The 8,761-nt window shown below is 66.3% G+C and carries 13 protein-coding genes and 2 pseudogenes; all 15 read right to left on the bottom strand.

Annotated elements, in window-relative coordinates:
* A pseudogene (locus WBV89_RS14875) lies at nt 1–2,699 on the bottom strand (hypothetical protein); the annotation flags it as partial.
* Between the two features lie 262 nt (nt 2,700–2,961).
* Nucleotides 2,962–3,471, bottom strand: a complete 510-nt coding sequence (gene rplO / locus WBV89_RS14870; RefSeq protein ID WP_423982132.1) for a 50S ribosomal protein L15 — start codon at nt 3,469–3,471, stop codon at nt 2,962–2,964.
* A 1-nt stretch (nt 3,472) separates the two neighbouring features.
* Nucleotides 3,473–3,799, bottom strand: a complete 327-nt coding sequence (gene rpmD, locus WBV89_RS14865; protein WP_423982131.1) for a 50S ribosomal protein L30 — start codon at nt 3,797–3,799, stop codon at nt 3,473–3,475.
* The gene (gene rpsE / locus WBV89_RS14860) at nt 3,799–4,476 is read right to left on the bottom strand and encodes a 30S ribosomal protein S5 (protein WP_423982130.1); all 678 of its coding nucleotides are present in this window, start codon (nt 4,474–4,476) and stop codon (nt 3,799–3,801) included. The genes rpmD and rpsE overlap by 1 nt, the downstream gene beginning before the upstream one ends.
* Nucleotides 4,476–4,844: a 50S ribosomal protein L18 gene (rplR, locus tag WBV89_RS14855; RefSeq protein WP_423982129.1), complete on the bottom strand. Its 369-nt coding sequence runs from the start codon at nt 4,842–4,844 to the stop codon at nt 4,476–4,478. Before rplR ends, rpsE begins: the two co-directional genes overlap by 1 nt.
* 2 nt (nt 4,845–4,846) lie before the next feature.
* Nucleotides 4,847–5,395, bottom strand: a complete 549-nt coding sequence (gene rplF, locus WBV89_RS14850) for a 50S ribosomal protein L6 (RefSeq protein ID WP_423982128.1) — start codon at nt 5,393–5,395, stop codon at nt 4,847–4,849.
* Nucleotides 5,396–5,399: 4 nt separating this feature from the next.
* A complete protein-coding gene (gene rpsH / locus WBV89_RS14845) occupies nt 5,400–5,804 on the bottom strand; it encodes a 30S ribosomal protein S8 (RefSeq protein ID WP_423982134.1) in 405 nt (134 codons plus the stop codon).
* Nucleotides 5,805–5,823: 19 nt separating this feature from the next.
* The gene (locus WBV89_RS14840) at nt 5,824–6,009 is read right to left on the bottom strand and encodes a type Z 30S ribosomal protein S14 (protein WP_348415490.1); all 186 of its coding nucleotides are present in this window, start codon (nt 6,007–6,009) and stop codon (nt 5,824–5,826) included.
* An 11-nt stretch (nt 6,010–6,020) separates the two neighbouring features.
* Nucleotides 6,021–6,647, bottom strand: coding sequence for a 50S ribosomal protein L5 (rplE, locus tag WBV89_RS14835; protein ID WP_423982133.1), 627 nt, complete (start codon nt 6,645–6,647; stop codon nt 6,021–6,023).
* Nucleotides 6,648–6,658: 11 nt separating this feature from the next.
* Complete coding sequence (gene rplX, locus WBV89_RS14830; protein WP_423982127.1) at nt 6,659–6,961, bottom strand: 50S ribosomal protein L24; 303 nt, start codon at nt 6,959–6,961, stop codon at nt 6,659–6,661.
* On the bottom strand, nt 6,961–7,329 hold the full coding sequence (gene rplN / locus WBV89_RS14825) for a 50S ribosomal protein L14 (protein ID WP_394928238.1): 369 nt from the start codon (nt 7,327–7,329) through the stop codon (nt 6,961–6,963). The genes rplX and rplN overlap by 1 nt, the downstream gene beginning before the upstream one ends.
* A complete protein-coding gene (rpsQ, locus tag WBV89_RS14820) occupies nt 7,326–7,616 on the bottom strand; it encodes a 30S ribosomal protein S17 (protein WP_423982126.1) in 291 nt (96 codons plus the stop codon). Before rpsQ ends, rplN begins: the two co-directional genes overlap by 4 nt.
* A 2-nt stretch (nt 7,617–7,618) precedes the next feature.
* On the bottom strand, nt 7,619–7,834 hold the full coding sequence (gene rpmC, locus WBV89_RS14815) for a 50S ribosomal protein L29 (RefSeq protein WP_040493561.1): 216 nt from the start codon (nt 7,832–7,834) through the stop codon (nt 7,619–7,621).
* A gap of 1 nt (nt 7,835) precedes the next feature.
* Nucleotides 7,836–8,252, bottom strand: a complete 417-nt coding sequence (gene rplP, locus WBV89_RS14810) for a 50S ribosomal protein L16 (protein ID WP_423982125.1) — start codon at nt 8,250–8,252, stop codon at nt 7,836–7,838.
* Between the two features lie 5 nt (nt 8,253–8,257).
* Nucleotides 8,258–8,761, bottom strand: a pseudogene (locus WBV89_RS14805) (30S ribosomal protein S3); the annotation flags it as partial.

Here is an 8,761-nt window from a genome sequence, read left to right as displayed (position 1 = left end):
CAGTACTGCACCGCCCGCAACGTCCAGGTCCGCTCGGACAGAGCGGAGTCCGGATCGTCGCTCGGCGGGCTGAAGAGGATCCACTGGTACGCACACAGGTCCTCGTCGTGGCGCTCGCTGCATCGCTCATCGGGACGCCCACCGGTGACGTACACACGACCGTCGATCACCTCGACCGCAGGTGCGGCGGACGGCAACCTGGTCGCGGCGCTTCCTCGCGACGAACCCGCCTCGGGTTCGGGGTGCGTCCAGTCCCCCATCGAGTCGGTGACGCAGAGCCGCGCGGTCGCATCGGCACCGGCGACCGGAACGCGGAAGGCCTGTGCCGGGCTTCCGTCCTCGGGCTGCTCGTCGAACACCGCGATCCGCGTCGCGAACGAATCGATCTGTTCGAACCCGCACTCGCCGACTCCGGACTCACTCAGCGTCTGCTCCACATCGGGGTCGACCGCGAAGGGACGGGCGACGCGAACGTCGAGCAGCGGCGCCGCCGATGCGTCAGCGGGTTCGGGGTTCCCGGAGCCGATGATCCCCCCGTGATCGAGCCATGCGCGGAGCTCGTCGGCGATCATCCGATGTCCCAGCGGGTTGGGATGCATGCTGTTGTGCGTCCAGGAACCGGGGTTCAGCCGGGAGAAGAACGGTCCGTCGGTCGGCTGGAGGCGGATCAGGTTGATCGCCCGGTCGTCGCTCTCGCACAGCCGGTTTCCCTCCAGCGCGAAAGCACCCGGCGCGAAGTAGTGGACCCCCGCCTGGGCCGCCGACGTGGCGATCTGGCGGTTCAGGACCGTCGTGAACTCGAAGATGAACTCGTGCTCGCTGCGGTCGAGCGGTGAGTCGTCGCACGTGTCCTCGGTGAGCACGAACGGATAGGGCATCACCACGATCGCGACGTCGTCGTCGAACTCGTCGCGGATCGCGGAGTATGCCTCGGTCAGCTCGGGCCCGATCGCGGGGACGTTGTCGAGCCAGATCTCGCGCCGTTCCGCGCACGACCCCGGGAGGAGACAACCGGCGACGATCTCGCCGAAACGGACGTCGTTGCCCCCGATGCTGAGCAGAACCAACTCGGTTGCGCTGCGGTCGGCAGCCAGGTGATCGAGTTGGAGTTGCGAGCCGTAGATCCCGTCCGGGCCGCACGGGTACTGCCCGACCGATCGGGCCTGCGGGATCTCGCAGCCCGCCCTCTCCTGCGCCCCCTCCAGGACCTGGTCGTCGGAGGCGCCCAACGACTCCATCGATTCCATCGTCGCGTCGTCGCCGGAGTCCTCGGCGCGCTCGATCTCGACGTCAACCGCAGTCTGGTTGGCCTCGTCGACGACCACGTCGTCGGTCCGCAGCTCGAGGACCTCGCCGAGTTTCGCCCCGGAGCACGCGAGGAAGTCGAGACCCGGCTCGTTCAACCCGTCGGCGGGATCGGCCCCGGCCGCCTCGGCCGTCCCGCCGTCGGCGGTCATCGAGATCAGCACCGGATACGCGGTGGGGGCCCGCCGACACTCGTTGCGTTCGTCGCCCCTCTGGTCGGTGCCTGCGTAGAACTGTGGTGCGCCCTCTCCCGAGATGAACGAATCGCCGAACGCCACGACCCCGCCGGCGGCGACATCACCGCTCGCGGCCACGCTGCTCACGTCGTCGACGTCGGGCGTGGTGTGCGAGAACAATCCCCAGACGAACGCGAAGCCGACGATCACACCGAGGAACAGCGTCGCTCCTCTCCAGACGATCCATGCGCCGGCGAGCGCGACCGAGAGGGTGATGAATGCCGTAAACCACGCGGATCGACCGAACGTTCCGGTCGCGTACAGCTGATACCCGGAGACCCCGACCAGGCCGATCCCGGTGACGAGGATCGATCGCTTCATCAGCGTCGACATTCCGAACCTGGCCGGCTTCACGCTGAGCATCACCATCGCCACGATCGTGAGCCAACCGCCCACCGTCACGACCGGGACCCAGCGGACCGCGAGGCCGAGGAGAAGCACCGCGAGTCCGGCACCGCCGACGATCAGACCGCGCGTGCGGGCGTCACCGGGGATGATCTTCAGGACCTGCGACTGCGGCTGGGCACCTCCCCCTCGAACGCACATCGTCGACAGGCCGCCCGTGAACAGCCCGAACCCGACGAGCAGTCCACCGAACCCGACGAAGCGGATCAGGGTCGGCACCGGCAACCCGATCGTGATCGAACTGACGAACCCGACGACGAGTCCGATCTGCATCCACCGTTCGGCCTCGTCGGCGCGCGCGTTGCGCACCTCGCTGACGAACGGTCCGATCCCGAAGGTCAGGGCCATCAAGCCAAGGAACGCGAGGACCGGCCAGCGCAATTCGTTTGCGACGACGACTGCGATCGCTCCGACCCCCGCGGCGCCGAGCACGAACGACTTCCACGCCCGCGTGCCCGGGTTGCGCCAGCGTGCCGCCGTGTAGTCGGTCGTGACCCAGGCGGCGGCCGTCGCGACGACCACGCCGGCGAGTCCGACCGCCGGGAACGAGGTCTGGGTGGCCGCCCACAGCAGGATCCCGCCGCACAGGGCGACGATGGTCGTGGCGACGAGTACCACGCCCGGCGCTTGCGCCAGGTACCACCGTCGCAACCGGCCCGACCCAGGGTCGAGGTCGGCGTCGAGGTCGGGTGACGCGTCGACGGAGTCGGCGTCGGCCGTCAGACCGTCTGCGCTGTCGACACCTTCGCCCATCGTGGTCCTCCCACACCGGACCATAGATGGTGTGCGATGCGTGGCACCCCGGAATTCACTGCGTCCGTATCAACTGGGGTCAGACCCCAGTTGACACGTGCCGAAAACGCCAGCGGCCCGCACCGAACGTGCGGGCCACCAGTCAGTTCTTCAGCTTGCTGATTCGGGATCGATTCGTTCGAGTGCAAGGAAAGCGACGAGGAAGTTGGCCTGCGCCAACGACGAGTTCGCTTAACGCAGCGGTCGGACGAATCGGACCGAATCAGCGGTTCATGAATTGGTTGCCGGATGAGGGCGGGCGTCCGGCCTTGCCCTCTTCCTTGAACGGCAGGGTGATCATCGTGATCGATCCACCAGCGGCTTCGATCGCCTCGACGGCGGCCTTCGATGCGCCGTGCGCGCTCACGTCGACCTTCGTGTTGATCTCGCCACGGGCGAGGATCTTGACGAACGCGCCTTTGCGGACGACGCCGTGCTCGACGAGCACCGCCGGCGTGATGTCGCCGTCGACCTTCTCGGCGAGGTCGCTCAGCGTGTGCAGGTTGACCGCCTGGTACTCGACGCGGAACGGGTTCTGGAAACCCTTCAGCTTCGGCAGGCGACGCAGCATCGGCGTCTGGCCGCCTTCGAACGCGCGGTGGACCGTGTTGCGGGCGCGCTGGCCCTTGCTGCCACGGCCGGCGGTCTTGCCGCCCTTGCCGCCGGTACCGCGACCGACGCGCTTGCGGCTCTTCGTGGAGCCCGCCGCGGGCTTGAGGTCATGGACCTTCATGTCAACTCTCCTTCTCTACGCCGTCGTCGCCGGCAAAGGCAACGGACTCATCGGCCTGCTCGGCGGCGGCCTCGTCGACGACGTCGGCAACGGCCTCGCCGACCGCTTCACCGGAGGCGTTCGACTTCGTGCTGCCCTGCGGGCCATCGATGTTCTCGCCGACCGCGATCAGGTGCGGGACCCGGGCGATCATGCCGCGGATCTCCGGGCGGTCGGGCAGTGTGTTCGTCTGGCCGATCCTGCCGAGCCCCAGCGCGCGGAGCGTGCCGCGATGCTTGGGCTTGGTGCCGATCGCGGATCGGGTCTGGGTGACGGTGATCTCAGCCATCACTTGGCTCCTGTTCCAGCAGCGACCGTTGCTTCGTCGGTCGACTCGGCAGCGTCGCCGGACGAGCCGGCGGTCGGCGCCTTGAAGCGATCCTTGTTGCTCTCCGTGTATGCGTTGAGCAGGCCCTTCGGCACGAACTCGTCGGGTCGCAGACCGCGTCGCTTGGCGACGTCGTCGGGGCGCTGGAGCTGCTTGAGCCCCTGGATCGTGGCGCGGGCGACGTTGATGTGGTTGGCCGATCCCAGCGACTTGCAGAGCACGTCGTGGACGCCGGCCTCTTCGAGGATGACGCGGGCGGCGCCACCGGCGATGACACCGGTTCCCTTGCCGGCCGGCTTGATCATCACGCGACCGCCCCCGGTACGACCGAGGACCTCGTGGATCACGGTGCCACCGGCCATCGGCACGGTGAACAGGTTGCGCCGAGCTTCCTCGGTGCCCTTCTGGATCGCCAAGGGAACTTCCTTGGCCTTGCCGTATCCGAGACCGACGCGACCGTTGCCGTCACCGATCACCACGAGTGCGGTGAACGAGAAACGACGGCCACCCTTGACGACCTTGGCAACACGGTTGATCGTGATGACGCGTGACTCACGCAGGCCGTCGGGATCGGGAGCGCGCTCGCGGCCACCGTCACGGCCGCCGCGGCCACCCTGGTTGTTTCCTCCGAAACCCATCAGAACTCCAGTCCTGCGTCACGTGCAGCAGACGCCACAGCCGCGATCCGGCCGTGGTAGGCGAACCCACCGCGGTCGAACACGACCGTGGTGATACCGGCATCCCTGGCCCGTTCAGCGACGAGCTGGCCGACCTTGGCAGCGGCCTCGACCGATGCCGTCGACCCGGATGCACGAACGTCGGCTTCGGTGGTCGACGCGGCGGCGAGGGTGACACCCTCGTCGTCGTCGATCAACTGCACCGACAGGTGCTTGTTGGAACGGAACACTGCCAGGCGAGGCCGGGCGGCGGTTCCGTGGATCTTCTTGCGAACTCGACGGTGACGACGGATCCGACCGGAACGACGTGCTTGTGCGATCTTCGTCATGACTACTTCTTTCCTGCCTTGCCGGCCTTGCGCACGATGCGCTCGCCGGCGTAGCGGACGCCCTTGCCCTTGTACGGCTCGGGCTTGCGGAGGCTGCGGATGTTGGCGGCGACCTGACCGACGATCTCGTTGTCGATCCCGGTGACGATCACCGAGGTCTGCTGCGGCACCTCGAACACGACGCCCTCGGGGGCCTCGACGTCGATGGTGTGGCTGTAGCCGAGGTTCATGCGGAGCTTGTTGGGGCCCTGCTGCTCGGCACGGTACCCGACGCCGTGGATCTCGAGCTCCTTGCGGAACCCTTCGGTCACGCCGATGACCATGTTGTTGACCAGGCTGCGGGTCAGACCGTGCAGCGCCTTGGTCTTGTTCTCCTCGTTGGGACGGTTCACCGTGAGGGTGTCACCGTCCTGTTCGATCGTGATGCCCACGTTGCCGGGGATCACGCGCTCGAGGGAACCCTTGGGGCCCTTCACCGAGACGTGACCCGGGGTCAGCTTGACCTCGACGCCGGCGGGAACCGTGATGGGGGATTTTCCGATACGAGACATCAGGTCACCAGACGTAACAGAGGACCTCGCCGCCCACCTTGCGCTTGCGCGCTTCGCGGTCGGTCATGAGGCCGTTCGAGGTGGACAGGACGGCCACACCGAGACCGCCGAGAACGCGAGGGATCGCGTTCGCCTGGCGGTACACGCGCAGGCCGGGGGTCGAGATGCGGCGGATTCCGCTGATCGTGCGATCACGATCTTCGGAGTACTTCATCTGGATGGTCAGCACCTGGCCGGGGCCCTTGGGGGCGTCGGCGGTGTCGAATCCGGCGATGTAGCCCTCGGATTGGAGGACCTTGGCGAGTGCCACCTTCTGCTTGGAGGAGGGCATCCGCACTTCGTCGTGCATCGCAGTGTTGGCGTTGCGGACACGGGTGAGCATGTCAGCGATGGGATCAGTCAGCATGATTCTTCGATTCCTTTCCGGCTCACCACGAGCTCTTCGTCAGACCGGGGATCTCACCGGCGTGAGCGAGGTCACGCAGGCAGATTCGGCACAGTCCGAACTTGCGGTAGACGGAACGGGGACGGCCGCAGCGGCGGCAGCGTGTGTACGCGCGCACCTTGAACTTCGGCTTCTTGTTGGCTTTGTTGATGAGTGCTTTCTTTGCCATGTCAGCTCAGTTCACTTGCTCTTCTTGCCGTACAGCGGACGCTTGCGGCGCTTCTTGCGGGGTGCGTTGGCGGCGTCTTCGCCCTTCTTGAAGGGGAAGCCGAAGGCGTCGAGGAGCGCGTAGCCGGCCTCGTCGTCGGTGGCCGACGTGACGATCGTGATGTCCATCCCGCGAGGGTGGTCGACCTTGTCGGGATCGATTTCGGCGAACATCGACTGCTCGTTGAGCCCGAAGGTGTAGTTGCCCTGGCCGTCCCACGAGTGGGCGGGAAGGCCGCGGAAGTCGCGGATCCGGGGGATCGCGACTGACACGAGGCGGTCGAGGAACTCCCACATGCGATCTCCACGCAGCGTGACCTTGGCCCCGATGGCCTGGCCCTCACGGAGCTTGAAGTTCGCGATCGACTTCTTGGCCTTGGTGACGATCGGCTTCTGGCCGGAGATCACCGTGAGGTCCTCGATCGCGGCGTCCATCAGCGACGGCTGGCTCGCAGCGCGACCCATCCCCATGTTGATGACGATCTTGTCGAGCTTCGGAATCTGCATCACGTTCTCGATGCCGAGCTGTTCCTTCAGCGCAGCGGCGATCTCGTCGTTGTACTTCAGCTTCAGACGGGGAAGCGTTTCGTTGGAGGTCATGGTCTCGGCCATCAGATCTCTTCTCCGGACGGCCGGGCGATGCGCACCTTCGTGCCATCGTCGTTGACCTTGTAGCCGACGCGGACGGTGGTGCCGTTGTGCACCAGCATCACGTTGCTGGCGTCGATCGGCATGTCCTTGTCGATGATGCCGCCCTGCTCGTTGGCACGGCTCGGCTTGGAATGCTTCGACGCCGTGTTGACGCCGTTCACGATGAGCTTGTTGGACTTCGGGAAGACGTATTCGATCTCACCCTGCTTGCCCTTGTCCTTGCCCGTGATCACCTCGACGGTGTCACCCTTCTTGAGCTTCATCACAACACCTCCGGTGCCAGCGACACGATGCGCATGAACTTGCGGTCACGCAGCTCGCGGCCGACCGGGCCGAAGATGCGGGTGCCGCGAGGCGTCATGTCGTCCTTGATGAGAACGGCTGCGTTCTCGTCGAAACGGATGTAGCTGCCGTCGGGACGGCGCTTCTCCTTCTTGGTGCGGACGACGACGCACTTGACGACTTCGCCCTTCTTGACGGCTGCGCCGGGCATCGCGTCCTTGACCGTGGCGACGAATACGTCACCGATCGAGGCGTAGCGACGGCGGGTACCACCGAGCACCTTGATGCAGAGCACTTCTTTGGCTCCGCTGTTGTCTGCAACGCGCAGACGGCTCTCCTGCTGGATCACTTGGCACGCTCCAGCACTTCGGTGATGCGCCAGCGCTTGTTCTTGCTCATCGGGCGGGTCTCCATGACGCGGACCTTGTCGCCGATGTTGACGTCGTTGGTCTCGTCGTGCGCCTGCAACTTGGTGGTGCGCAGCACCATCTTGTTGTAGCGGGCGTGCGGAGCGCGGGACACGACGGCCACGACGGCGGTCTTGTCCATCTTGTTCGACACGACGGTGCCTTCGCGCACCTTGCGGGCGGCGCGGGGCGTGCCGGCGTCGGATGCTTGGGTTGTTTCTTCAGCCATGCTCACTGTCCTGCCTCTGCGGCAGCAATTTCCTTGCTGCGGATGAGGGTGTTGATCCGGGCGATCTGCTTGCGCACCTTGCCGATTTCGGCGGTGTTCTCCAGCTGTCCGGTTGCGTTGCGGAAGCGCAGGTTGAGCGCTTCCTGCTTGGTGGCCTTCAACTCGTCGACGAGTTCACCCATCGACAGTTCGGCCAGGTCGTTCTGCTTGCCGGCCATGTCAGACGATGTCCTCTCGCGTGATGATGCGGGCCTTGATCGGCAGCTTCTGGATCGCCTTGTTCAGAGCGATCTTGGCTGTTTCCTCGTCGGGGTACGAGAGCTCGAAGAGCGTCCGTCCCGGCTTGACGACGGCGACCCAGAACTCCGGGTTGCCCTTGCCCGAACCCATGCGGGTCTCGGCCGGCTTCTTGGTGACCGGCTTGTCGGGGAAGACGTTGATCCAGACCTTGCCACCGCGCTTGATGGCGCGGGTCATGGCGATACGGGCAGCCTCGATCTGGCGGGCGGTGATCCAACCCGGCTCGAGAGCCTGGATGCCGTACTCGCCGAAGTGGAGTCCGGAACCACCCTTGGTGAGGCCACGGGTACGGCCTCGGTGGTGTTTGCGGTGTGCGACCTTGCGGGGCATCAACATGATGGTCAGCCTTCCTTTCCGCTGGTCTCGGCTGCGGGTGTCTCGGGAGCGGTCTCCGTCGCGGGAGCGGCTTCCGTTGCGGGCGTGGCGTCGATCGCCGCTTCCTCGGTCAGCAACTGCTCCAGCTCGGGATCGGCTTCGCGGACCAACGGCTGGGTTTCGGAGGGCGGCGCGGTGTCCGGGGCGCCACCGGGGCGACCGGACGACACGACCTTGCGGGGGCCCGCCGATGCGGTCTGGCCCGAGGTCTCGCCGACGGCCATTGCGGCTTCGCGAGCGATCTTGTCGTCGTTGGCCTTCTTGTACGGGGTGATGTCGCCCTTGTACAGCCACACCTTGACGCCGACGCGGCCGGCGGTGGTCTTGGCCTCACGCATTCCGTAGTCGATGTCGGCGCGCAGCGTGTGCAACGGCACCCGGCCTTCGCGGTACCACTCGGTGCGGCTCATCTCGGCGCCGCCGAGGCGACCCGAGCACTGCACCTTGATGCCGAGGGCGCCGGCGCGCTG

This window comes from Ilumatobacter sp. (assembly GCF_049588435.1).
Lineage (GTDB): Bacteria > Actinomycetota > Acidimicrobiia > Acidimicrobiales > Ilumatobacteraceae > Ilumatobacter_A.
The sequence above is the reverse complement of the archived record's forward strand: the minus strand, read 5'-3'. Positions and strand labels throughout refer to the sequence as shown.

Bases quoted from the DNA above. Each gene is read 5' to 3' on its own strand.
- rplO (WP_423982132.1), bottom strand. From the start codon at position 3,471: ATGAAGGTCCATGACCTCAAGCCCGCGGCGGGCTCCACGAAGAGCCGC.
- rpmD (WP_423982131.1), bottom strand. From the start codon at position 3,799: ATGGCTGAGATCACCGTCACCCAGACCCGATCCGCGATCGGCACCAAG.
- rpsE (WP_423982130.1), bottom strand. From the start codon at position 4,476: ATGGGTTTCGGAGGAAACAACCAGGGTGGCCGCGGCGGCCGTGACGGT.
- rplR (WP_423982129.1), bottom strand. From the start codon at position 4,844: ATGACGAAGATCGCACAAGCACGTCGTTCCGGTCGGATCCGTCGTCAC.
- rplF (WP_423982128.1), bottom strand. From the start codon at position 5,395: ATGTCTCGTATCGGAAAATCCCCCATCACGGTTCCCGCCGGCGTCGAG.
- WBV89_RS14840 (WP_348415490.1), bottom strand. From the start codon at position 6,009: ATGGCAAAGAAAGCACTCATCAACAAAGCCAACAAGAAGCCGAAGTTC.
- rplE (WP_423982133.1), bottom strand. From the start codon at position 6,647: ATGACCTCCAACGAAACGCTTCCCCGTCTGAAGCTGAAGTACAACGAC.
- rplX (WP_423982127.1), bottom strand. From the start codon at position 6,961: ATGAAGCTCAAGAAGGGTGACACCGTCGAGGTGATCACGGGCAAGGAC.
- rpsQ (WP_423982126.1), bottom strand. From the start codon at position 7,616: ATGGCTGAAGAAACAACCCAAGCATCCGACGCCGGCACGCCCCGCGCC.
- rpmC (WP_040493561.1), bottom strand. From the start codon at position 7,834: ATGGCCGGCAAGCAGAACGACCTGGCCGAACTGTCGATGGGTGAACTC.
- rplP (WP_423982125.1), bottom strand. From the start codon at position 8,252: ATGTTGATGCCCCGCAAGGTCGCACACCGCAAACACCACCGAGGCCGT.